The organism is Variovorax xiamenensis (genome assembly GCF_050916385.1).
In the GTDB taxonomy this organism is placed as follows: Bacteria; Pseudomonadota; Gammaproteobacteria; order Burkholderiales; family Burkholderiaceae_C; genus Variovorax.
Map to the genome: position 1 here is coordinate 3,965,486 of NZ_CP139038.1, position 22,473 is coordinate 3,987,958.

22 protein-coding genes and 1 riboswitch are annotated in these 22,473 nt (G+C 69.7%); of the genes, 6 read left to right on the plus strand and 16 right to left on the minus strand.

Annotation, left to right across the window (positions count from 1 at the left end; genetic code table 11):
• Nucleotide 1: 1 nt before the first annotated feature.
• From SFB74_RS18060 to SFB74_RS18130, 15 genes are read right to left on the minus strand one after another with little or no spacing between them, the layout of a single operon-like run.
• Nucleotides 2-730, minus strand: coding sequence for an LrgB family protein (locus SFB74_RS18060; protein ID WP_432725599.1), 729 nt, complete (start codon nt 728-730; stop codon nt 2-4).
• On the minus strand, nt 731-1,084 hold the full coding sequence (locus SFB74_RS18065) for a CidA/LrgA family protein (protein WP_176664332.1): 354 nt from the start codon (nt 1,082-1,084) through the stop codon (nt 731-733). It lies immediately after the preceding gene.
• Nucleotides 1,085-1,128: 44 nt separating this feature from the next.
• Nucleotides 1,129-2,145, minus strand: a complete 1,017-nt coding sequence (locus tag SFB74_RS18070; protein ID WP_432725600.1) for an aminotransferase class I/II-fold pyridoxal phosphate-dependent enzyme — start codon at nt 2,143-2,145, stop codon at nt 1,129-1,131.
• Entirely contained in the window at nt 2,142-3,110 is a 969-nt protein-coding gene (gene cbiB, locus SFB74_RS18075) for an adenosylcobinamide-phosphate synthase CbiB (RefSeq protein WP_432725601.1), read from the minus strand. The genes SFB74_RS18070 and cbiB overlap by 4 nt, the downstream gene beginning before the upstream one ends.
• A gap of 21 nt (nt 3,111-3,131) precedes the next feature.
• The gene (gene cobN / locus SFB74_RS18080) at nt 3,132-7,139 is read right to left on the minus strand and encodes a cobaltochelatase subunit CobN (RefSeq protein WP_432725602.1); all 4,008 of its coding nucleotides are present in this window, start codon (nt 7,137-7,139) and stop codon (nt 3,132-3,134) included.
• The gene (locus tag SFB74_RS18085) at nt 7,136-7,501 is read right to left on the minus strand and encodes a DUF2149 domain-containing protein (protein ID WP_093306327.1); all 366 of its coding nucleotides are present in this window, start codon (nt 7,499-7,501) and stop codon (nt 7,136-7,138) included. The genes cobN and SFB74_RS18085 overlap by 4 nt, the downstream gene beginning before the upstream one ends.
• Nucleotides 7,498-7,971, minus strand: a complete 474-nt coding sequence (locus tag SFB74_RS18090) for a MotA/TolQ/ExbB proton channel family protein (protein ID WP_432725604.1) — start codon at nt 7,969-7,971, stop codon at nt 7,498-7,500. Before SFB74_RS18090 ends, SFB74_RS18085 begins: the two co-directional genes overlap by 4 nt.
• Nucleotides 7,971-8,654, minus strand: a complete 684-nt coding sequence (bluB, locus tag SFB74_RS18095) for a 5,6-dimethylbenzimidazole synthase (protein ID WP_432725605.1) — start codon at nt 8,652-8,654, stop codon at nt 7,971-7,973. Before bluB ends, SFB74_RS18090 begins: the two co-directional genes overlap by 1 nt.
• A gap of 10 nt (nt 8,655-8,664) precedes the next feature.
• Nucleotides 8,665-9,234, minus strand: coding sequence for a cob(I)yrinic acid a,c-diamide adenosyltransferase (cobO, locus tag SFB74_RS18100; protein ID WP_019652373.1), 570 nt, complete (start codon nt 9,232-9,234; stop codon nt 8,665-8,667).
• 37 nt (nt 9,235-9,271) lie between these two features.
• Nucleotides 9,272-10,057, minus strand: a complete 786-nt coding sequence (locus SFB74_RS18105) for an ABC transporter ATP-binding protein (protein WP_432725606.1) — start codon at nt 10,055-10,057, stop codon at nt 9,272-9,274.
• On the minus strand, nt 10,054-11,082 hold the full coding sequence (locus tag SFB74_RS18110; RefSeq protein ID WP_432725608.1) for a FecCD family ABC transporter permease: 1,029 nt from the start codon (nt 11,080-11,082) through the stop codon (nt 10,054-10,056). The genes SFB74_RS18105 and SFB74_RS18110 overlap by 4 nt, the downstream gene beginning before the upstream one ends.
• Nucleotides 11,079-11,954, minus strand: coding sequence for an ABC transporter substrate-binding protein (locus SFB74_RS18115; RefSeq protein ID WP_432725609.1), 876 nt, complete (start codon nt 11,952-11,954; stop codon nt 11,079-11,081). Before SFB74_RS18115 ends, SFB74_RS18110 begins: the two co-directional genes overlap by 4 nt.
• Nucleotides 11,951-12,550 carry a bifunctional adenosylcobinamide kinase/adenosylcobinamide-phosphate guanylyltransferase gene (locus SFB74_RS18120; protein ID WP_432725610.1) on the minus strand — a complete coding sequence of 200 codons (600 nt, stop codon included), beginning with the start codon at nt 12,548-12,550 and terminating at the stop codon, nt 11,951-11,953. The genes SFB74_RS18115 and SFB74_RS18120 overlap by 4 nt, the downstream gene beginning before the upstream one ends.
• Nucleotides 12,528-13,952, minus strand: coding sequence for a cobyrinate a,c-diamide synthase (locus SFB74_RS18125; RefSeq protein WP_432725611.1), 1,425 nt, complete (start codon nt 13,950-13,952; stop codon nt 12,528-12,530). Before SFB74_RS18125 ends, SFB74_RS18120 begins: the two co-directional genes overlap by 23 nt.
• The gene (locus tag SFB74_RS18130) at nt 13,937-15,853 is read right to left on the minus strand and encodes a TonB-dependent receptor domain-containing protein (protein WP_432725613.1); all 1,917 of its coding nucleotides are present in this window, start codon (nt 15,851-15,853) and stop codon (nt 13,937-13,939) included. Before SFB74_RS18130 ends, SFB74_RS18125 begins: the two co-directional genes overlap by 16 nt.
• A gap of 90 nt (nt 15,854-15,943) precedes the next feature.
• A riboswitch (cobalamin riboswitch) is annotated at nt 15,944-16,204 on the minus strand.
• Between the two features lie 56 nt (nt 16,205-16,260).
• On the opposite strand from SFB74_RS18130, the gene SFB74_RS18135 reads away from it, so the two are divergent.
• From SFB74_RS18135 to SFB74_RS18155, 5 genes are all read left to right on the plus strand, one after another.
• Complete coding sequence (locus tag SFB74_RS18135; RefSeq protein ID WP_432725615.1) at nt 16,261-17,979, plus strand: ClcB-like voltage-gated chloride channel protein; 1,719 nt, start codon at nt 16,261-16,263, stop codon at nt 17,977-17,979.
• A 114-nt stretch (nt 17,980-18,093) separates the two neighbouring features.
• A complete protein-coding gene (locus SFB74_RS18140) occupies nt 18,094-18,318 on the plus strand; it encodes a hypothetical protein (protein ID WP_019652365.1) in 225 nt (74 codons plus the stop codon).
• Nucleotides 18,315-18,656, plus strand: coding sequence for a cell division protein ZapA (locus tag SFB74_RS18145; protein WP_432725617.1), 342 nt, complete (start codon nt 18,315-18,317; stop codon nt 18,654-18,656). Before SFB74_RS18140 ends, SFB74_RS18145 begins: the two co-directional genes overlap by 4 nt.
• Nucleotides 18,657-18,937: 281 nt before the next feature.
• Complete coding sequence (locus SFB74_RS18150) at nt 18,938-19,765, plus strand: sulfite exporter TauE/SafE family protein (protein WP_432725618.1); 828 nt, start codon at nt 18,938-18,940, stop codon at nt 19,763-19,765.
• Nucleotides 19,766-19,857: 92 nt separating this feature from the next.
• Nucleotides 19,858-20,283, plus strand: a complete 426-nt coding sequence (locus SFB74_RS18155; protein ID WP_432725619.1) for a universal stress protein — start codon at nt 19,858-19,860, stop codon at nt 20,281-20,283.
• 9 nt (nt 20,284-20,292) lie between these two features.
• Here the strand turns inward: SFB74_RS18155 and SFB74_RS18160 are convergent, their stop codons facing one another.
• Nucleotides 20,293-21,255, minus strand: a complete 963-nt coding sequence (locus tag SFB74_RS18160; protein WP_432725620.1) for a helix-turn-helix domain-containing protein — start codon at nt 21,253-21,255, stop codon at nt 20,293-20,295.
• Between the two features lie 189 nt (nt 21,256-21,444).
• Between SFB74_RS18160 and SFB74_RS18165 the strand changes: the two genes are divergently transcribed.
• A complete protein-coding gene (locus tag SFB74_RS18165; protein ID WP_432725621.1) occupies nt 21,445-22,467 on the plus strand; it encodes a carbon-nitrogen hydrolase family protein in 1,023 nt (340 codons plus the stop codon).
• Nucleotides 22,468-22,473 lie beyond the last annotated feature (6 nt).

Sequence of the window (22,473 nt, forward strand, 5' to 3'; positions counted from 1 at the left end):
CCTAGGCCCCCATCAGCTTGACGATGAGCGGCACCAGCAGCGCCGTCGCGATGCCGTTCAGCCCCATGGCCAGCGCCGAGAACGCGCCCGCCGTCTCGTTCACCTGGATGGCACGCGCCGTGCCGATGCCATGCGCCGCCATGCCGACCGCGAAGCCGCGCACCGCCGGCTCCCTGATGCGCAGCAGGTTCAGCAGGCCGGTGGCCATGATCGCGCCCGAAATGCCCGCGACGGCCGCGGCCACCGCCGCCAGCGAAGGCAGCCCGCCGATCTTCTCGGCCACGCCCATCGCGATGGGCATGGTGGCCGACTTGGGCGCGAGCGACATCATCAGCTCGTGCGAGCCGCCCAGCACCCAGGCGATGCCCACGGCCGAGACGATGGCCGCGACCGATCCCACGATCAGCGCCACGCCGATGGGCAGCCACAGCCGCCGCAGCCGGTCGATCTGGCCGTACAGCGGCACGGCCAGCGCCACGGTGGCGGGGCCGATCAGGAAGTGCACGAACTTCGCGCCCTCGAAATACGTGTCGTAGGGCGTGCGCGTGAGCAGCAGCACCGAGACGATGACGATCACCGAGATCAGCACCGGGTTGACCACCGGGTTGCGCCCGCTGCGCGTGTGCAGCCACAGCGCGCCCAGGTAGGCCAGCAGCGTGAGCGACAGCCACAGCAGCGGCGACTGGGCCAGGAACACCCAGATCTCGAAGAGCTTCGCGGGCGCGGTCATCTATTGGGCGTCCTTGCCGGTGATGCGGATCATCCAGCGGAAGGTGAGCGCCGTGACCGTCATGGTGAAGGCGGCACCCACGATGCCGGCCGCGAGAAACGGCAGCCACTCTCGCCCTACCCGCTCGAAATGCAGCATCACGCCGGTCACCGCCGGAATGAACAGCAGCATCAGGTTGCGCAGCAGATGGCCCGAGGTGTCGGTCAGCACCTGCGGCACGCTGCCGCGCACCAGCAGGCCGATGAACAGGAACACCATGCCGATCAGCGGGCCGGGAATGGGCAGCCCCAGCCACTGCACGAGCAGTTCGCCGGCGAGCTGGCAGAGAAAGAGCGTGGTGATGGCGTAGAGCATCTTTTGTTCTGATCTTCTTCAGTCAGGTGTGGGGGTGTATGCGTTCAGGCGGCGCTTGTCCAGGCATCTTTCAGCGCCTGCTGGCTGGCGGGCGGGAGCACGCCCATGCGCACGTGGCCCGGCGGGCCGAAAGAAGCGCAGTCGCGCAGCTTGATGCCTTCGGCGCGCAGGCGCTTCAGCAGGCCGGCGAAATCGGCGCCGCCGGGTTTGGCGACATGGAAGTTCGCATCCGAAGGCCAGACTTGCCAGCCCATCTCGCCGCACAAGGCCGCCTGCGAAGCCTTCCACTCACGCAGGGTGACAAGGCTCTCGCTCAGCCACTGCTGCACGCCGGGCCGCGGCCAGGCCGAGAGCATCGCGACGCCATCCGCGCCCACCGGCCAAGAGGCCGCGAGGCGCAGCAGCGCGCGCACCGCGTCCGGCGCATCTGTCGGCGCGATCGCGTAGGCCGCGCGCACGCCCGTCATGCCGAGCGACTTGTTGGGCGACCACATCTGCCAGACGCGGTCCAGCTGCCGCTGGTTCAGCGCGAGGCGCCCCTCCAGCCGCAGCGGCTCGTAGGCACGGTCGAGCACGCAGGGCACGCCCGCCGGCAGAGCATCGATGGTTTCGCCGATACCCTGCTGCGCCTGGCCCAGCGGCGCCGAGGGGTCGCAGCACCAGGCCAGCCTCGGCCGCCGTGCCGCATGGGGCGCGCGCACCACCTGCAGCCCGAGCGCCCTCGCGCTCGCTGCATAGTCGCCATAGGACATGGGCGGCAGCACGACCTCGCCATGGCCGCCCCGGTCTTCGAGCGCCACCCAGGTGGTGATGCGCCGGATGAATTCGCTGGCCCCCGCCGCGAGCACGATGCGCCACGCCTCCACGCCATGCATGGCCGCGAGCTGCTCGCGCAGCGCCGTGTAGGCCGGATCGGGATAGCGGGAGGCATCAGCGGCTCGCACCAGCTCCATCGCCTCGGGGCACGGGCCGCAGGCGTTGGCGTTGGTGGAAAAGTCGTGTACGGCGGCGCCGAGCGCGTCCGGGCCGCCATGGGTGAACAAGGGATCGAAGTCGGTCATGGAACGAAGAACAGCGCCGCGGCCGCCAGCACCAGAACACAGCCCGCCAGCAACAGCACGCCGCGCTCCCCGAGTTGCGCGGCACGGCCGGTGTCCGCCGAAGTCGGTGCGGTGCCCTCGGCATTCAGCGCATACACGCCCGGTTTCGCCAGCCGCACGCCCAGCAGCAGCGCCATCGCAGCCATCGGCCAGCCGCTGTTGGGCGACGGCGTGCGGCGTGCCTCGAAGGCAAGGCCACCCGGCCAGCGCCATGCGGCCAACGCGAGCAGCACGACAGTGATGCGCGCCGGAATCCACGAAAGCACGTCGTCCGCGCGGGCGGCCCATTTGCCGAACCAGGTCCAGTCGCGGCCGTTGCGCTCACCGCGATAGCCCCACATCGCATCGGCAGTGTTGGCGAAACGGTAGAGCGCCGCGCCCGGCAGGCCCAGCAGCGCGAACCAGAAGACGGGGGCCACGAATGAGTCGTTGAGGTTTTCCGCGAGCGATTCGATGGCGCTTTCGCGCACCTCACGCTCGCTGAGCTGCGTGACGTCACGGCTCACCAGCCGCGCAAGCTGCTGGCGCCCTGCGTCGAGCGAAACGCCCAACGCCGCCTCGACCGCGAGCACCTCGTCGCGCAGCATGCGCCAGGCGAAGAGCGGCTTGAGCAGCAGGCCCAGCAACAGCGCCAGGGCCCACGCCGGCAGGTACAGCATCGCGAGCGTCTGCAAGGCCATGGCGACACTCCAGACGCACGCCGCACCCACGATCCACACCAGCGCGCCGGTGAAGAACATCGGCAGGTCCACCGGTTTCGCCTGATGCGCGCGCGGCGCGATGCTGGACCCGATCCCGAGATAGCGCCCCATCCACACGACGGGGTGCAGCGGCGCGGGCGGCTCGCCCAGCCAGCGGTCGATGGCCAGCGCGATCCACAGCGCGGCGGCGAAGGCGATGACGTATTCGGAACTCGGCAAGGGCATGGGAGCCGCCATTCTCGCGAATCAGGCGCTCGCCCTGCCCCGGCGCCATTGCACCAGCGCGCCGGATGCAAGGAGAAGTGCGGCGCCCAGCGCCATCCAGAGCCGCAGAACGGTGGCTTCGCCGGCCTCGGGCGATGGCGCCTGCGAAGGCGTCGGCTCCAGCTTCAGGCCGCTGACGGGCTGCAGGCCATCCGGTGCGGGAACGGGTTCGGACGCGGGTGCAGCAGCCGGTGTGGTCGTCTGCACGACAACGGGCGCGACAGCCGGCCCCGGCCTGGACGAAGGCTGCGCTGGCGAGAGCTGCGCCTGCACGAAGCGCTGCACGCCCTCGTTGCGCTCGCGCAGCCCCGTCGCCCGCACCGCCTCCGCGTATGCCTGTGCCAGCTCGCGCCGGGTGGCGGCATCGGGTTTCCAGTAGTTCAACCGCACCGCGTCAAGCATCCGCTCCAGCGTCTGCGCGAAGGCCGCGCGGTTGTCGCCTTCGAGCCATTCGCGAGTGCCCAACCTGTACCGGTCGCGCACGTACACGTCGTGCAGCGACTGCCACTGGTCCTGCCGCACGGCGGCCGGCGCCGTGACCTGCCAGCCCCAGAGGAACTGCGCGGTCTTCAGCACCTGCAACGTGCCGCTGTAGCCCTCGGCCTTCTGCGCCTCGATCCACTGCGGATGCAGATAGCGCGTCTGCATCTCGCGCGCGATGGCGCCTGCGGCCGTGTCGGTGCGCACGTCGGTGCCGTCGCGCAGGTTCTGCACGTACAGCGTCGGGTCCTTGCCGGTGAGATGTCGCACCGCCTGCGCGATGCCGCCGAGATACTGGAACGGGTCGTCGTTGGTCAGCACGCCGTACAGGTTGGAGCTGCGCGCCATCAGCGCCGCATCGACCTGCGCGAGGTTGCCCGCGTAAGCGCCCGGCCGCACGGCGCCGTCGAGGCCCTTGCCGTAGGCGTGGCCCATGCGGTCCATGTAGAGCTGCGCCATCTGCGCATCGCCGCCACCGCGCTGCTGGTTCTTCCAGACGTCGCTCGCGAGCGCGGCTTCTTCCAGCCCGGCTCCGTAGCTGCCCTGCTCGTTCGAGAACACACGGGCGGTCGACCAGCGCTGCGCCTCGCTCGCCGTCGCGCCTTCAGCACCCAGCCTGCGTGCCATCGCCTCGCTGTGCCGGGCCACGGCGTTGCCGGGCTCGCGCAGGGCGGCCACCTGCTGCACCGCCTCGTCGAGCCAGCGCATCACGGCCGGGAACTGGTCGCGGTAGGAGCCGGTGACGCTGACCAGCACATCGATGCGCGGCCGCTTCAGCTCAGCGGCGGGAATGATCTCGATACCCGCCATGCGCCCGCCCTCGTCCCAGCGCGGCTTCACGCCCAAGGCGTAGAAAGCCTGGCTCTCCAGCACTCCCTGGTGGCGCGAAGCCTCGCCGGCCCAGAGGGTGAAGGCGATCTTCTCGGGCGTCTTGCCGGCATGGGCCTTGGCATGTTGCGCGATCCACGCATCCATCGCGGCTACGCCCGTCTCCCAGGCTGTGCGGGTGGGCACGCGGCTCGGGTCGAAGCCGTAGAGGTTGCGCCCTGTCGGCAGGCTGTCGGGGTTGCGCACCGGGTCGCCGCCGTAGCTGGACTTCAGGTAGCGGCCGTCGAGCGCGGTCAGCAGGCCCTCGATTTCCTCGTTGTGCGCGAGCACATCGTCGAGCCTGCGGGCGCGCCCTGCCAGCTCCAGCAGCTTCTCCCGGTCGGCCGGAGTCCTGCCCATCGCGCTCGCGGCCTGCCCGTCGGTCAACGCCTGTTCCACCCAACGCGCGGGGCGCGAGCCAGCGACATTCTTCGCGTCGATCAGGAAGGCCTCGTCGATGTCCTCGCCGAGTGCCTCGACCAACGGCTTGCCGAGTATCTGCAGGATGGTCATGCGCCGCCGTTGCGCATCCGGCGCCTGCCCGAAGGTGGCGAGGCCCAGCGGCTGCGCGGTCTGCGCGAGCTCGTCGAGGTACGGATGCAGCACGGCGATGAAACCGGCGAAGTCGGCGCGGATGCGCGCGGGCGTCCAGCCCAGGTCGCGGTCGTAGCGGTGCTCAGCGAACTCGGCCGTGAGCTGCCTTTCCAGAGCGGCCTTCACGGGGCCGGGCGACAGCGTCTCCCACTCGTGCATGCGCTCGTGCATCTCCTGCACGCCGGGACGAAAGCCCGCCGGCGCGAACATCGGCGTCGAATGGCTCACCATGGTTGCGCGCCCGCGCCGCTTGGCGGTAGTGGCTTCGCCCAGGTTGTCCATGATGTACGGGTACACGTTGGGCAGGTCGCCCAGCGCGAGCAGCGGATCGTCCTGTACCGAGAGCCCGCGCTCCTTGCCCGCCGACCACTCGACCGTGCCGTGCGTGCCGACGTGCACCACGGCGCTGGCACCGAAGCGCGTGCGCAGCCAGAGATAGGTGGCGAGGTAGCCGTGGCTCAGTGGAACGGCCGAGCGGTGGTAGACCTGCTCGGCCTTGCCGGCCACCTGCGTGCCGGGCTCGAAGCGCGGCGGCTGGCGCAGCACGACCACGTTGCCGAAGCGCACGCGCGGGATCACGAAGGCCCGCTCGCCCGCCACGGGGCGCAGCATGGTCGACGTCTCGGGCGGGCCCCAGTAGCTCTCGATGCGCCGCTGCGTCTCTTGCGGCAGCGCGCGGAACCACGCGAGGTAGGCCTGCAGCGGCATCGTGTCGGCAAGGCCCTTGTCGAGCAGCGACTGCAGCTCGTCGCCCTGGCCCGTCGGGTAGTAGGCGCGCATCGTCGCCTGCACCTGTGCGATGAGCGCGTCGGTGCCCGGCAACTCGGTGCCGTAGCCGGCCGACTTCATCGCCGCCAGCATGTTGTTCACGCTGCGCGGCACGTTGAGGAAGGAGGCGCCGAAGTTGGCCTCGCCTGGCGGGTAGTTGTAGACCAGCATCGCAACGTGCCGGTCGGCCGGCGGCGTGCGTTGGAGCCGCAGCAGCGCGGCGGCCTTGGCTGCCACGGCGTCGATCTGGGCGGGCAGCGGCTGCAGCGTGCCGGTGGCCGCATCGCGGGCGCTCACGAGCATCGGGTCGGTCATGCCGGCCAGCTCGCTCGGGCTGTAGTAGGAGGCGATTTCGGTCTGCGCGAGGCCGTCCCTGCTCCGCGCCCATTGATCGGCGTCCATCGCCAGCGAGGGCAGCGTCTGCAGCACCGGCACGCCGATGCGCTCCAGCTCGGCCTTGCGCTCGTTCGGGCTGAAGACCAGCGAGGCATTGACGATGACATCAGCCACGCGGCGTTCGCCATCGTGCGTCATGCGAAAGAACAGGTCTTTCTGCTGGCGCGGGCCGTAGAAGGCATAGGCGCGCAGGCCGCGCCGTTCGAGCGAGGCGATCAGCGCGTCGAGCCAGCCGGTGTCTTCGCCGGCCACGGTGGCGCTGTTGATCGCGATGGCGACGGTGCCGCTGCCCGCCAGTCCTTCGACGGCCGGGACGCCGGTCTCGATGCGCGGCCATGCAGGGTGATAGAGGCCGGCCAGCGGCATCGGCACGGGATCGGGCAGGCCATCGGCCTTGCCGGGCTGCGCCATCGCCTTCATCGCGGCGCCCAGGTTGGCCGCGCCCGGAAAGCGCCAGTACTCGCGCAACCGCTGCGCCCACGCTGCATCGACGCCGCGCTCCGCCGCGAGCGGCGCAGCGGTCGAAGCCTGCCCCTTGGCAACCAGCGCGAACTCGCCGACCAGCACATACGGCACGCTACCGCGCGAGATCGCGTCGCCGAAGTGCGCGGCCGCCGCCTGCGCGACGCTGATGTGCGGCGCATCGACGACCAGCAGGCTCGCGCCTTCCAGCGCCCCCGCCAATGTCTCGGGCGAATCCTTCGATGCCGACACCACCTGCAAGGGCAGGCCCGCTTCGCGCGCGGCCGCCTGCAGTCGCACAACCCTTGCCGGCGATACGAGCGAAGTGCTCAGCACCACGACCCGCCCGCCCGCGGGCTGGGCCTGCGCCGGTGCGACGAACCCCAGCACCGCCAGCAGCCAGAAAAGGAAGACCCGCGTCACTTCCCGCCCGGACCCGGACCGGCCGGCACCGCGTCCGCCGGCACGTAGACCATCGTCCCGTCCTTCAGCCGCCAGGCGGTGCCGGCCTTCTCGCCGTCACCCTGCCCGGTCGCGCCGCTGGCCTTGAAGCGCGTGATCTTGCGGCCCTCGCGGGTCACGATCTCCATGTTCGGCTGACCCTCGTTGCGGATGATCGTCACCTTGTCCTGCGCGAAGGGATTCATCGGGTTGTTGATGACCGCGATCATCAGCATGCCGATCACCACCATGAACACGTCGATCAGGTTGATGGTGGAGAGCACCGGATCGTCGTCGTCGCTGTCCAGGCTGCTCAGTATCGAAAACTGGCGCCGGCTGCTCATGAGAGGCGGTCCCTCGCATCGAGCACCGTCACCAGCTCGCGCATGAGCCAGCGACGGCGCACGGTGTAGACCACGAAGGTGATCGAGGCCGAGGCCAGTGCCACGATCACGCTCGCGAAGGCGGGTGCCAGGCTCTGCGCCACGCCCTGCGATTCGCCCGAGGCCACGGCCACCAGGGCCGGGCCCATCGGGATCATGGTGGCGATCAGCCCCAGCATCGGCGCCACGCGGCTGCACAGGCGCACGCCTTCGAGCTGCTTGAGCACGACCAGCTCCATCTGCTCCTGGCTGGCCTGCGCATGCTGCTGCAGCACCAGCGCGCGAGACGGGTCGCGGCGCCGCTGGATGTACTCGATGCCGAAGGCGCCCAGGCAGTACACGGCATAGACGAAGGACAGCAGCACGCCCAGCGTCACCGGCCAGAGAAAAAGCCGCGCAAGCTCGAAGAGAACGGAGTCGAAGGCCAGCATCAGATGGGCTCCACGGTGGACGGATGGTCGAAGAGGTCCGAAGGCCGGCCCCAGCCTTCGTCGAACACCAGCGACGCGAGCGGCTCGCGCTTCGCCCAGCATTCGCGCTGCAGCATCGGCTCTTCATAGAAATCGGCCACGGGGCCCAGGCACAGCAAGGCGATGGGTTCCGCGCCATCGGGCAGGCCCAGCAGCGCAGCCACCTCGGCCGGATCGAACAACGACACCCAGCCCATGCCCAGCCCCTCGGCGCGCGCCGCCAGCCAGATGTTCTGGATGGCGCAGGAGGCCGATGCCAGGTCCATCTGCGGCAGGGTGCGTCGGCCGAACACGTGCTTCTCGCGACCGTCGGCCAGCGTCACCGCCAGCAGCTCGGCGGCGTCGAGCAGGCCCTGCACCTTCAGGCGCATGAACTCGTCCTCACGTTCGCCGAGGGCGCGGGCGGTCAGCACGCGTTCCTGCTCGACGATGCGATGCAACTGATGCCGAAGCGCCTCGCCACGGATGCGGATGAATCGCCACGGCTGCATGAAGCCCACGCTGGGCGCGTGGTGCGCAGCGTCGAGCAGCCGGCGCAGCACTTCGGGCTCGACGCTGCCGCCCGCGAAGTGCCGCATGTCGCGCCGCTCGTGGATGGCGCGATACACCGCCCTCGCCTCGCCGGCCTCGAACGCGTGTGCCATGAATTCCTCTTCAGTCCTCGATGCCGCGCTGCGCGGGAATGCCGGCCTTGAAGGCGTGCTTCACCAGCGTCATCTCGGTCACGGTGTCGGCCAGCTCGATGATCTCGGGCGGGCAGCGCCGGCCGGTGAGCGCCACGTGCACGTGCTTCGGCCGCGCACGCAGGGTCTCGAGCACGCCCTCGAGCGGCAGCCAGCCGTAGATCAGCGGATAGGTGATCTCGTCGAGCACCACGAGGAAGAACTCGCCAGACAGGATCGCCGCCTTCGCCTTTTCCCAGCCGTCGCGCGCGAGCTGGCCCGAACGCTCCAGATCCTGGCTCTTCCAGCTGAAGCCGTCGCCCAGCCCTTCGATCGGAATGCCGATCTGCTCGAACATGCGGTGCTCGCCGAAGCGCGCGGTCGGCACTTTCATGAACTGGTAGATCTTCACGGCCTTGCCACGGCCGTGCGCACGCAGCGCGAGGCCGAAGGCGGCCGTGCTCTTGCCCTTGCCGTCGCCGGTGTTGACGATGACGATGCCGCGGCGCTCGCCCTCGGGCTTTTCGTAGGGCTTTTCGCTGGGGGGAGTTTCGATCTGCATGGAGAGATGTCCTGTGTTTTTTGGTGTGGCCGCGCGGCTACTTCGGCAGCGCGATCCACTGCTCCGCCACGCGGTGCACGCGGATGCGGTGGTCGAAGACCTGCTCCAGCGCGGCATGGGTGGCCGCGTCGTCGCAGGTGCCGTGATGGATGACGCGGCCCTGGTTCATCACGACCAGTTCGTCGGCTGCCAGCGCCATCGGCAGTTCGTGCAGCACGCTGACCACGGTGCGGCCTTTGGCCACGAGCGCGCGGACGATCTGCATCCAGTCGGCCTGGTGCGGCGGGTCGAGGTTGGCAAGCGGCTCGTCCATCAGCAGCACCTCGGCCTCCACCGCGAGCGCGCGTGCCAGCAGCACGCGCTGGCGTTCGCCTCCCGAGAGCTGGCCCAGCGGACGGTCGCGCCAGTCCCAGGCCTGGGTGCTGCGCAATGCGCGCTCCACCGCCTCTCGGTCGGCCTCGCCGGGCGTGGCCAGCCAGCGCTGGTGCGGCAGGCGGCCGAGCATGGCGACGTCGTAGACCATCAGGTCGTCCGCGCTTCCCTCGCCCGTGCCGCTCTGGCCGAGCCAGGAAAGACGCCGGGCACGCACGCGAGCGGGCACCTTGTCCTGCGCCTCGCCCAGCAGCAGCACTTCGCCGCGATGCGCGAGCAGCCCGGCCAGCGCCTTGAGCAGCGTCGACTTGCCCGCGCCATTCGGGCCGACGATGCTGGTCCAGCGCGCGGCCGGCAGCTTCAGGTCGATGCCGTGCAGCACTTCGGCGGTGCCGAGCGTGGCGCTCAGGCGGCGCGCCTCGAGTGCGGCGGGCGTGTCGTTGCGGCTCATGCCACGCCTCCGCGCGCGCTGCGCCGGTGCATCAGCCACAGCAGGTAGCTGCCGCCCAGCACGGCCGTGAGCACGCCCACCGGAAGTTCCTGCGGCGCGATCAGCCAGCGCGCCAGCAGGTCGGCCGCCATCAGCAGCAGCCCGCCCATCAGCGCCGACAGCACGATCAGCCGCGCATGCGTGGTCTTGACGACCGAGCGCACCAGGTGCGGCGCCGCCAGGCCGACGAAGGCGATGAGCCCGGTCTGGGCTACTGCCGCGCCGGTGGCCAGTGCGAGCACCACGACCAGCGCCGCGCGCATCGCGCCAAGCGGCAGGCCGAGGCTGCGCGCGGTGGCCTCGCCGAGCGCGAGCCCGTCGAGCACCGGCGCCAGCGCCCAGCCCGCCAGCAGGCAGGCCGCGCCGACCATGGCCATCACCGCACAGGCGCTCCAGCCGACGAGGCCGGTGCTACCGAGGATGAAGCCCTGTATGGCCTGCAGGATGTCCGCCGAGGCGATGGTGATGAGGTCTTTCGCCGCGCCGAGCACCACACCCACGATCACGCCGGCCAGCAGCAGCCGCAGCGTCTGCTGCACGCCGCGCGCCAGCATCAGCGTGAGCATCACGGCCAGCACCGCGCCCAGGAAGGCCGCGCCGGTGAGCCCGAGCCGCATCACCCACTGCGTGCTCGCGGCCGAGCCGCCGAACATCAGCAGCGCCACCGCCACGCCCAGCGATGCGCCCGAGGCGCTGCCCAGCAGGTACGGATCGGCCAGCGGATTGCGAAAGAGCCCCTGCGCCACCGCGCCGGCCAGGCCCAGCAGCCCGCCTGCAAGCCAGGCGCCGAGCGTGCGCGGCAGGCGGATGTCCCACACGATCTGCAGCGCCACCGGGTCGTGGCGCGCCGCGATGAGGCTCTCGAAACCGGTGCTGCCGATGCCCAGGCCCAGCAGCATCAGCGCCGCGCCCAGCACCAGCAGGCCGGCGCCGAGCAGCAGCACGCGGCGCAGGTGGGCCGTGTGCCTGACGGCCGTCGCGCTCATCGACGCCCCCCCTTTTCCGTGAGGCACTGCGCCATCAGCCGGGCGGCCTCGTCCATGCGCGGGCCCGGACGCACGAGCACGTCGGACTGCTCCGCGCTGAAGCGGCAGACACGCCCCTCGCGCACCGCGCGGATGCCGCCCCAGCCGGGTCGCTGCTCCAGCCCCTGGGCGCTGCGCACGCTGACCATGATGAGGTCGGGATTCGCGCGCACCACGTACTCGGGGTTGAGCTTGGGAAACGGACCGAGCGAAGCCGGCACGATGTTCTTCACGCCCAGCCGCGCGAGCGTTTCGCCGATGAACGACGACTCGCCCGCCGCATACGGCGCGCTGTTGACTTCGAAATACACGCGCATGCCCTTCGCGGTCGCCGGCACCGACTGCGCGGCGGCCGACACGCTGGCGTCGATCACGCGCCAGACCTTCGGCGCCTCGTGCGTGCCCAGCACCTGGTCGAGCTTGTCGAGCACGCGGCGCACGTCGGCATGGCTCTTGGGTTCGAGCACCAGCACCTTCATGCCAAGCGCCTCCAGCCGCTGGGTGACGCGGGAGGACTTTGCCAGCAGCACCGCGTCGGGCTTGAGCGCGACGATGGCTTCCACGTTCGGGTCGATGCCCCCGCCGAGCTGCGGCAGCGCCTTCACCTGCTCGGGCGAGTTGGAGTACCGGTCAACGCCCACCAGCCGGTCGCAGGCGCCGAGCGCGCAGACCGATTCGGTGAGCGAAGGCAGCAGCGAGACGATGCGCTGAGGCGGCTGCGGCAGGCTCACCGAAACGCCGCGCTCGTCGACCACGTCGAGCGCATGCGCGGCGAGTGCGAAAAGGCTCAGCCCAAGTGCCGCCAGAGGCGCGCGGATCTTCTTCAAGTTCATGCGGCGGGTGTCTTCAGGCTCAGCGGCAGGCCGGCCGCCATCAGCGTGACGCGGGCGCAGGCGGCGGCCACGTCCTGGTTGAGCCGGCCGAGCGCGTCGACGAAGGCACGCGTCTCGCGGCCCAGCGGAATCACGCCCAGCCCGATCTCGTTGCCCACCAGCACCACCGGCCCGGACGCGTCGCGCAGCGCGACCAGCAGCATCGCGATGTGCGTCGCCGGGGTGCGCGTCACGGGCCGGGCGTCTTCGGAGGGCATCGGCATCAGCAGGTTGGTGAGCCACATCGTGAGGCAGTCGACCACCACCAGCGTCTCGGGCGAGCTCTGCGTGACGATGGCGCGCGCGAGCTCGACGGGCTCCTCGATGGTGCGCATGCCGGGCACGCGCCCGGCACGGTCGGCCTGGTGGCGCACGATGCGCTCCTGCATCTCGTCGTCGTAGGCCTGCGCGGTCGCGATCAGCACGGCGCGGTGCGTGCGGGCGTCGGCCGCGAGCCAGTCGATGGCGCGCTGTTCGGCGCGGCGCGACTTGCCGCTCTTCTGGCCGCCGAGGATGAACTCGTGCACCACGGTCTCAGGCTTGGTCGAATGCGGCATGGCTCTCCAACTCGATGGGCATGGCGCCGAAAAGGCGGGCCGTGGCTTGCGGACTGGAAGCGAACCACGCATGGAAATAGCTCGCGCGCACCGGGCCGTGCACGTAGAGCGCCTCGCCGGCGCGCGCCCCCACGGCCTGCGTCGCGCCGGGACGGGCCGTGCGGGCGGCCGGCTCCAGCGGCGTCTCGCAGCTCGAATAGTGGAAGGTGTGACCGCGCAGGACATGGCTGCCGATCGCGAGCTGCTGCGGGCCGAGGCCGGCCAGCCGCTTCTGCATGGTCACGCGGCCGGGCAGCAGGCCCCAGAGGCGGTGGACCTGTTCATTGTCCTGCAGGGCCAGCTCGTCGAAGAGCGCCATCATTCCGCCGCACTCGGCCCAGATCGGCTTGCCGGACGCGGCATGCGCGGCGAGCGATTCGCGCATCGGCGCGCAGGCGGACAGGGCCTGCGCGTGCAGCTCGGGGTAGCCGCCGGGCAGCCAGACGGCGTCGCAGGACGGCAAGGCTTCTCCCGCAAGAGGCGAAAAGAAGCTCAGCCTGGCGCCCAGCGCGGTGAGCACATCGAGATTCGCGGGGTAGATGAACGAGAACGCCGCATCGCGCGCGATGGCAATCGTGCGGCTGGCCAGCAATGGCGGCACGGCTTGCGTCTCGTCGGATGCAGGAGCCTCGAAGCGCACCTGCGGCAGCTCGCCGACGGGCATCCGGCCCAGCGGCGTGTCGGCCAGCACGTCGGCGGCCGCGTCCAGCCGGGCCATCGCATCGCCGAGCTCGGTGGCCGCCACGAGACCCAGATGCCGCTCGGGCAGCACGAAGCGGGCATCGCGCGGTAAGGCGCCGAGCCATTGCGAGGGGTCGCGCAACGCCTCCTGCAGCATGGCGCCGTGCCGTTCGCTCGCCACGCGGTTCGCCAGCACGCCAGCCCACGGCAGGCCGGCGCGGAAATTCTGCAAGCCATAGGCCAGCGCCCCGAAGGTGCCAGCCATGGCGTGCGCGTCGATCACCGCCAGCACCGGCAGGCCGAAGCGCTGTGCCAGGTCGGCGGCGCTGGGCGTGCCGTCGAAGAGGCCCATCACGCCTTCGACGACCAGCAGGTCGCACTCCACTGCCGCCGCGTGCAGGCGCGCGCGGCAGTCGGCCTCGCCGGTCATCCAGAGGTCCAGCGAATGCACCGGCGCGCCGGTGGCCAGCGCCAGCCAGTGCGGATCGAGGAAGTCGGGGCCGCACTTGAAGGCGCGCACGCGGCGGCCCTGGCGTGCATGCAGCCGGGCCAGCGCGGCCGCGACCGTGGTCTTGCCCTGCCCCGAGGCCGGGGCTGCCACCAGCACGGCGGCGCACGAGGCCGCAGCGGCACCGGCGGTACCGCCCGGCTGGGAGGATTGGCTGCTTAGTGAGGCGTCCACTTGAGACCGACGTAGGCGGTGCGGCCGGCATTGGCGTACAGCCGCGCGAACTGGTAGTCCTTGTTGCCCACATTGTCGACGCGCGCGACCAGGTTGATGTCGCGCGTGATCTGGGTGGTGGCCGACAGGTTCAGCACCGTGTAGCCGCCCAGCTTCACGCCGTTGGCCGCATCGTCGTAGCGGCGGCTGGAGGTCTGCACCTCGGCACCCAGCGTCCAGCCGGCGATGCGCCAGTCTGCGCCCATGGTGGCGTGGCGCTGCGCGCGTCGCGCGAGCAGGTTGTGGGTGGCAAGGTCGCGCGGGTCCTGGAAGTCGAAGGAGCCGCGCAGCGTGACGTCGCCGATGCGATGGCTGCCCGAGAGCGTGACACCTTGGTAGCGCGCGCGGGCCGTGCTCGCGTAGCAACCGATGGAAGAAACGCAGCCCTTGGCCGAGCTGTCGAACACGATCAGGTTCTGCACGCGGTTGGCGTAGGCCACGATGCCCAACTGCGTCGCGCCCTCGGTGTACTGCAGGCCCAGCTCGAGGTTGCGGCTCGACTCGGGCTTGAGCGTGGCCAGCCCGTATTCGCTGAAACGCTGGTACAGCGTGGGCACGCGGAAGGCGGTGCCGGCCGATGCGGTGAAGCGCAGCGATGGCGTGATGGCGTAGCCATAGGCCGCGCTGCCGGTGGTCTTGCCGCCGAACTCGCTGTCCTTGTCGTGGCGCACATGCAGCTGCAGCGAGTGCGGGCCCTGCACGAAACTGTAGCCGAGCGAAATCGCGTCCTGCGAGCGGTCGCGCGACAGCAGCTTCGAGGTGGTGGTGGGCGCGTTCTGCAGGGCGTCCTCGCGGCGCTCCAGCGTGGCGGTCACGAGGTGCGGGCCGAAGCGGAATTCGTTCTGGAACAGGTAGCCGCGCAGCTTCGTCTCGGTGCGATAGAACGAAGGCTGCGTCTTGTAGACCGACTGCGAGTCGGTCACCTGCACGCGGGTGCTGTAGACGTTGTTCCACTTGGCCGACCAGGTCAGGCCGGCGGTCTGCAGCGTGTTGCTCGAAATGTCGTTGGCGAACAGGATCGGCAGCTTGGTCTTGGACGGCACGGTGGTGTCGTAGCCGGCCTTGACGGCGCTGGACAGCAGCGTCGCCTCGATGCGCTGGTCGGGCGTGATCTGGTAGCCCAGCTTCACGTTGCCCGAGGTGCTGTTGTAGCCGTCGCGGTCGGGGCTGGTGAAGCCGTCCTTGGTCACGTTGCGCTTGCTCACGGGCTGCACGTTGTAGCCCTTGCTTTCTTCATGCGCGACGCCGAACGAATAGTCGAAGAGGCCCGACTTGCCGCTCACGCCGCCTTCGATCCTGCGCAGCCCCTTGCTGCCGAAGCCGATGCCCGCGTAGGGCGACACGCCCTCTTCGCCGCGCCGGGTGAAGAGCTGGATCACGCCGCCCACGGCGTCGGAGCCGTACACCGCGGCGGCCGGGCCGCGCAGCACCTCGATGCGGTCGATCTGCGAGAGCGGAATGCCTTCCCAGCCGGCGCCACCGGTCGATTGCGAGTCGATGCGCGCGCCGTCGAGGTACACGGCGGTGAAGCGTGTCTCGGCACCGCGGATGAAGAGACTGGTGGTGTTGCCCACGCCGCCCGAGCGCGAGATCTCGATGCCGGGCAGGCGCGAGAGCAGGTCGGCCACGCCGGTCGCGCCGCTGCGCTCGATGGCGTTGCTGTCGACGATGGAGACGTCTCCCACGAGCTCGGACAGCGCCTGCGGCGTGCGGTTGGCCGTGACCACGGTCTCGCGCAGGGTGGAAGCCTCCTGCGCATGGGCCAGGCCGCCGAAGGCGGAAACCAGCGCCAGCGGCAGGCAGGCGTGGCGGAAACGGCGCGCAGGAGCGCGGCCGCGGAAAGAGCAAACGTGGGAAATCATGAATCAAGCGAACGAACGTCAATACCCCTGGCCGGCCTCCCCGCCAGCGCCTGGGCGCAATGGCCGCGCACGCATTCATGTTCGACGCATGCGGCAGCCGCCTTGTTGGCCGGTATCCGGGCTGGCAGAACGGCTCCTTTCCGCCTTCCCAGACGCCTGTTTCAGGGCGTCCAGTGGCTTCGATGGAAAGGAGTTGGCGCCTTGCGGCGCCGTCTGCTTGACCGTTGCGGGGGCAGCGCAGGCGGCTTCGGCCCTGGTCCGACACGATGAGGTCGGCGGCTTCCACTCCTGCTTCCCGTTGAACTGCGCCGTGCGAACCACGGCGCGAGCACCAACGCCCGGAATTCTATGTCCTGCCATGCGCCGCTTAAGTCGAAAGTTGCGGCGCCGCTAATATCGAAGGCCATATGCGGCCCGCCTCGATCTTCCTGAATCTGCGTTCGGCGCTGCAGCGCCTCTTCGGTGTCTCGGGCTGGCAGTCGATGCTGCTGTGGTCGATCGTGGCCGGGCTGCTCGGCACGCTGGCGACCGAACTGTTCCGCGCCGCGCTGCTGGCCTTCGAGCACCTGGTGCTCGGGCCGGGCGAAGGGCTCGTTGCGATGGCCAGGCACCTGCCGTGGTGGGCGCGCATCGCCTGCCCCACGCTGGGCGGGCTGGTGGCGGGGCTGCTGCTGGTGCTCGCGAAGCGCGTGGCCGAGCGCAGCGCCACGTCGGACTACATGGAAGCCATCGTGCTCGGCGACGGGCGCATTCCGGTGGCACAGACGCTGGCGCGCAGCGCGTCGTCGCTGGTGAGCATCGGCACCGGCGGCTCGATCGGGCGCGAGGGCTCGATGGTGCAGCTGGCGGCGCTGGCCTCGTCGCTGCTCGGGCGGGTGTTCCGCTTTCCGACGGAACGGCTGCGGCTGCTGGTGGCCTGCGGCGCGGCGGCGGGCCTCACTGCCGCCTACAACGCACCCATCGCCGGAGCCTTCTTCGTCGCGGAGATCGTGCTGGGCTCCATCGCGATGGAGAGCGTGGGGCCGATCATCATCGCCTCGGTGGTCGCCAACGTCGCGATGCGGGCGCTGCCGGGCTACCAGCCGCCCTACAGGATGCCGCCGTTTCCGGAAATCCACGGCACCGAGGTCGTGCTGTTCTGCGTGCTCGGCGTGCTGCTGGGCTTCGCGGCGGTCGGGTTCCTGCGCGCATTGCAGGGCAGCCGGGCGCTCTTCTCGCGGCTGCCGCTCGCACTGCCCTGGCGGCTGGCGCTTGGCGGGCTCATCATGGGCGCATTGTCGGTGCCGATGCCGGAGGTCTGGGGCAACGGCTACAGCGTGGTCAATTCGGTGCTGCACACGCCATGGGCATGGACGCTGATCGCGATGGTGCTGCTCGCCAAGGCGGTCGCCACGATGGCCACGGCCGGCTCGGGCGCGGTGGGCGGCGTGTTCACGCCGGCGCTCTTCTTCGGCTGCATGATCGGCGCGCTGTTCGGCCAGGGCGTGCAGGCGCTGTGGCCGGCGGCGAGCTCGGCGCCCTTCGCCTACGCGATCGTCGGCATGGGAGCCTTCCTGGCGGGCGCGACGCAGGCACCGCTCATGGCCATCCTGATGATCTTCGAGATGACGCTGAGCTACCAGGTCATGCTGCCGCTGATGGCCGCGAGCGTCATCGCGTACTTCGTCGCGCGCTCGGCCAACGCGGGCTCGATGTACGAGATCACGCTGCACCGCAACGCGCAGCGCGACGACCAGATGCGCCTGCGCGGGCTGCACATGCGCGACCTGGTGCAGCCGGCCGAAACGGTGGTCGGGCCCCAGGCGGACCGCGAGGCCATGAGCAAGCTCTTCCTGCAGTACCCCGTGAAGTACCTGTACGTGGTGGACGCGGACAACCGCTATCTCGGCGTGGTGCCGCTTTCTTCGCTCGGTACGGCGCCGCAGGAGACGACGGCCGGCGCCCTGCTCTCGCAGGCGATCCTGCCGGTCACCGCCGATACCGGCCTTGGCGAGGCGCTGCAGCGCTTCCTCGACCATCTGGGCGAGCGGCTGCCGGTGATCGAAAGCGCCGCCAACCCCGTGCTGCTGGGCGTGGTCGCCAAGAGCGCGCTGCTGGCCACCTACGTGCGGCTGAGCGAGGCCTGAAAAGACCCCGGAGGGTTTGATCGGCAGGCTGCAAAGCCGCAGAATCCCAGCCACGCCGGGCAGCGCGTCCGGCCTCGGCGGGACCGCCTCCCCGGGAAACTACAATCGCCAACCATGCCCGCCTCCAGCCCCATCGATCAGATCGCCGAGCGCGTCGAACGACTGCTCGTGCGTCACGAAGAGGTGCAGCGCACCAACGCGCTGCTGCAGGAACAGGTCGATGCGCTCACGCGCGAACGCGACGCCTTGAAGTCGCGGCTCGTCGCGGCCCGCACGCGCCTCGATGCCCTGCTCGAACGGTTGCCGGCTGAACCACCTTCCGAAGATTCCCCCGCATGAAGCAGATTGAAGTACAGATCATGGGACAGAGCTATCTGCTCGGCTGTCCCGATGGCGGCGAGGCGCAGTTGCGCGAAGCCGTCGACCGCGTGGATGCCGCCATGTGCAAGATCCGCGACGCGGGAAAAGTCAAGGCCCGCGACCGCATCGCGGTGCTGGCATCGCTGAACCTGGCATTCGACCTCGCGGCGCAACAGGCCGCTACGGCCTCTACAGCCTCTGCGCCCTCCACACCCGCTCCGACGGCAGTACCCGATACCACGGAGACCGACCCCAAGGCCGCCCAACTCATTCAAAGACTCGATCAGGCCCTGGCGGGCGATGGACATTTGCTCTGAACGGGTTCCCCGGCCGCGGGACGGAGCGTAAAATCCGATCTGTCTGCGGTGCGCGTTGGGCTTTATATGTCCTTGTTCCAATGCTCTACGGAGCCGGGCTTGGTAAATCGCTCGACGGGTGTGATCATCTCGCGTCAGATGAACCCGAAGTCTTGCTGCCCTCGCCCACCTGAACCCCGGTTCAGGATGCGAGTCCGGCGCCCACTTGCAGACACCTAATTCCGCCACGGCCCCCTGCACACACTGCTCGGGGCCGTTGCTTTTTGCGATACAGAATTTCCGTGAACGTCTCCAGCCTGCTCGACCCCATCCTCATCGCCGAACTCGCCGCCCTGGGGCTCGGCACCGGTTTCCTCGCAGGCCTGCTGGGCATCGGCGGCGGCATGCTGATGGTGCCCTTCATCACGATCATCATGGGCCACCGCGGCGCGCCAGCCGACCTGTCGGTGAAGATGGCCATCGCGACCTCGATGGCGACCATCATCTTCACCTCGGTGTCGAGCGTGCGCGCGCACCACAAGCGCGGCGCGGTGCGCTGGGAGATCGTGCGGCGGCTCGCGCCCGGCATCGTCATCGGCAGCCTGGTGGGCAGCCTGGGTGTGTTCTCGCTGCTCAAGGGCACGGCGCTGGCGATCTTCTTCGCGCTCTTCGTGGGCTTCTCGGCCACGCAGATGTTCCTCGACAAGAAGCCCGCCCCCACGCGGCAGATGCCGGGCACGGGCGGCCAGCTCGCGGCGGGCGGCGCCATCGGTTTCATCTCGGGCCTCGTGGGCGCCGGCGGCGGCTTCATCAGCGTGCCGTTCATGACGTGGTGCAACATCTCCATCCACAACGCGGTGGCCACCAGCGCGGCGCTGGGCTTTCCGATCGCGGTGGCGAACGTGCTGGGCTATGCGGTCAGCGGCCAGTCGGTGCAGGGCCTGCCCGCGGGCTCCTTCGGCTACATCTGGTTGCCCGCGCTGGCGGTGATCGCCCTGTGCAGCGTGGTCACCGCGCCGCTGGGCGCGAAGGCTGCGCACAACCTGCCGGTGAAGAAGCTCAAGCGCGTGTTCGCGAGCATCCTCTACATGCTGGCTGCCTACATGCTCTGGAAGGGCCTGCGCGGCTGATCCCCGCACGTTGATTCCTGGAAGGCGCAAAGCCCTTCGGCACGAGGTGCGACTCGTTGCCGCTCGCGCGACCCGCGCCGTATAACGGCGCCATGAAAATCCTCATCGCAGTAGACGGCAGTGCCTACACGCAGAAGGCGCTGGCTTATCTTGTGGCCAACCGCGCCATGTTCGTGGACGGCCACGAGCTCGTGATCGTGCATGTGTGCACCGGCATCTCGGGTCACGTCACGCGTCACCTCAGCAAGGAGATCGTCTCCGAGTACTACGCCGAGGAAAGCGCCAAGGTGATCGAGCCCGTGAAGGCGCAACTCGCCGCGCAGGGCATCGCGAACTACACGATCGACGCGCGCCACGGCCACATCGCCGAGGAAATCCTCAAGTCGGCGGCCGCAGCGCAGGCCGGGCTGATCGTGCTCGGCACGCATGGCCACGGCATCCTGGGCCGCGCGCTGATGGGCTCGGTCGCCACCAAGGTGATCGCCGAGACGAACACCACGGTGCTGCTGGTTCAGTAAGCCCGTCCGCTACTGCGTGCGCTGCTGCCGCCATTCGCGCGGCGAGCAGCCGAAGCGCTCCCTGAACGCGCGGCTGAAATGCGCCGCGTCGTTGAATCCCCGGCCATAGGCGATGTCGGCCACCGGGCGGCCCGCGAGGCGCGGCTCCAGCAGGTCGCGGCTGCATGCCTCGAGCCTGCGCTCCCAGATGTATTGCGACGGCGTGAGCGGCTCGCTCCTGAACGCGCGATGGATGTGGCTCACCGACACGCCCAGCCCAGCAGCCAGCGTGCTCACCGACAGCGATGGGTCCGCGAGCTGCTCGTCGATGCGCCGCTTCACGCGCGCCAGGTGATACGCCGCGAGGTTGCTGATCGATGGTGCGCTCGCGGCCGGCAGTGTCTGCAGCCCGGCCACCAGGATGTTCTGCACGCCGTTGGCCACCGCCAGGGCTGAGGCCGGCTGCAGCGTGTCGATGTCCTCGCGCAGCGTGCGGATCATGCCCAGCAGCAGATGCCCCGCGCCCTCGCGGCCCGAAACGGTGGTGGCCGTCAGCGCCTCGGTGTCGCGCAGTTCGCTGCGCAGGCGCTCGCCGGGCAGCTTTAGCACGATCTGCTCGAACGACTCGTCGAACAGCAACTGATACGGCCGCGTGCTGTCGTACAGCGCGAAGTCTCCTGCCGACAGCACCGCGTCGCGTCCATCCTGCCGCACCACGCCGCGGCCGCGCGCCTGGATGCTCACGAGGAAGTAGTCGTCGCTCGAATGCGAGATATGCCCCGGCGTGCGCATCACCTTCTGCGGGCTCGATGTGACGACCGACACGTCGAGCCCCGGCAGCGTGTGCTGGCGGATGCTTCCCTCGAAATCGCCCGGATCGCCCTCGCACACCGGGTCGCAACCCAGCTGCACGTAGACGTTGCAGATCATGTCGGTCCAGTAGGCGAGCCGCTGGTCGCGCGGGACGGCGTCGGTGCTGAGCAGCTGGGTCATCGGAAGTCCTCGGAAAGCCAGGGCGACGAACAGGAGAAGTGTGTGCAACGCTGGAACAAGAACGCCGCCAAACCGGGTCAAGGCGTTCCGGCGGCGCGAATCTACGCTTCAAGCAACCCGCATGCCACAGCGCAAACCCGGTGCCTGCGGCGGACGTCCCGTTACTTTCATTGCATCTGGAGAACCTTCATGCCGACCACCGTCCATCCCAAGCTGCGCGTTGCCGCAGTGCAGGCCGCCCCCGTGTTCCTCGACCTCGACGGCACCATCGACAAGACCATCGACCTCATGGCGCAAGCCGCGAAACAGGGCGTGAAGCTCATCGCCTTTCCCGAGACCTGGGTGCCCGGCTACCCGTGGTGGATCTGGCTCGACTCGCCGGCCTGGGGCATGCAGTTCGTGCAGCGCTACCACGACAACTCGCTGGTTGTCGGCTCGGCCGAGTTCGACCGCATCCGCGATGCTGCGCGCAGGCTGGGCATCTGGGTGTCGCTGGGCTACAGCGAAAAGGCTGCCGGCAGCCTCTACATCGCGCAGGCGCTCATCGACGACCAGGGCCGCACGGTGCAGACGCGGCGCAAGCTCAAGCCCACGCACGTGGAGCGCACGGTGTTCGGCGAAGGCGACGGCTCCGACCTCGCCGTGGTCGAGACGCCGCTGGGCAACATCGGCTCTCTCTCGTGCTGGGAGCACCTGCAGCCGCTGAGCAAGTACGCGATGTATTCGCAGAACGAGCAGATCCACTGCGGTGCATGGCCGAGCTTCTCGCTCTACCGGGGCGCAGCCTACGCGCTGGGCCCCGAGGTCAACAACGCGGCGAGCCAGGTGTATGCGGCCGAGGGCCAGTGCTTCGTGATCGCGCCCTGCGCCACCGTGTCGAAGGCCATGAGCGAGCTGATGTGCACCGATGCCGGCAAGCAGCAGATGCTGCGCACCGGCGGCGGCTACGCGCGCATCTACGCGCCCGACGGTTCGCCGCTGGGAACGCCGCTTGCGGAAGACGAGGAAGGCCTGGTCGTCGCCGACATCGACCTCGGCATGATCTCGCTCGCCAAGGCAGCTGCCGACCCCAGCGGCCACTACTCGCGGCCCGACGTCACGCAGCTGCTGCTCAACAAAACGCGCCGCGAGCCCGTCGTGGTGCAGCAGTCGCCATCGCCCTTGCCTTCGCCGGAACCCGAGAGCAGCGCGACCGAGCCGGTCGCGGCCTGAACCACC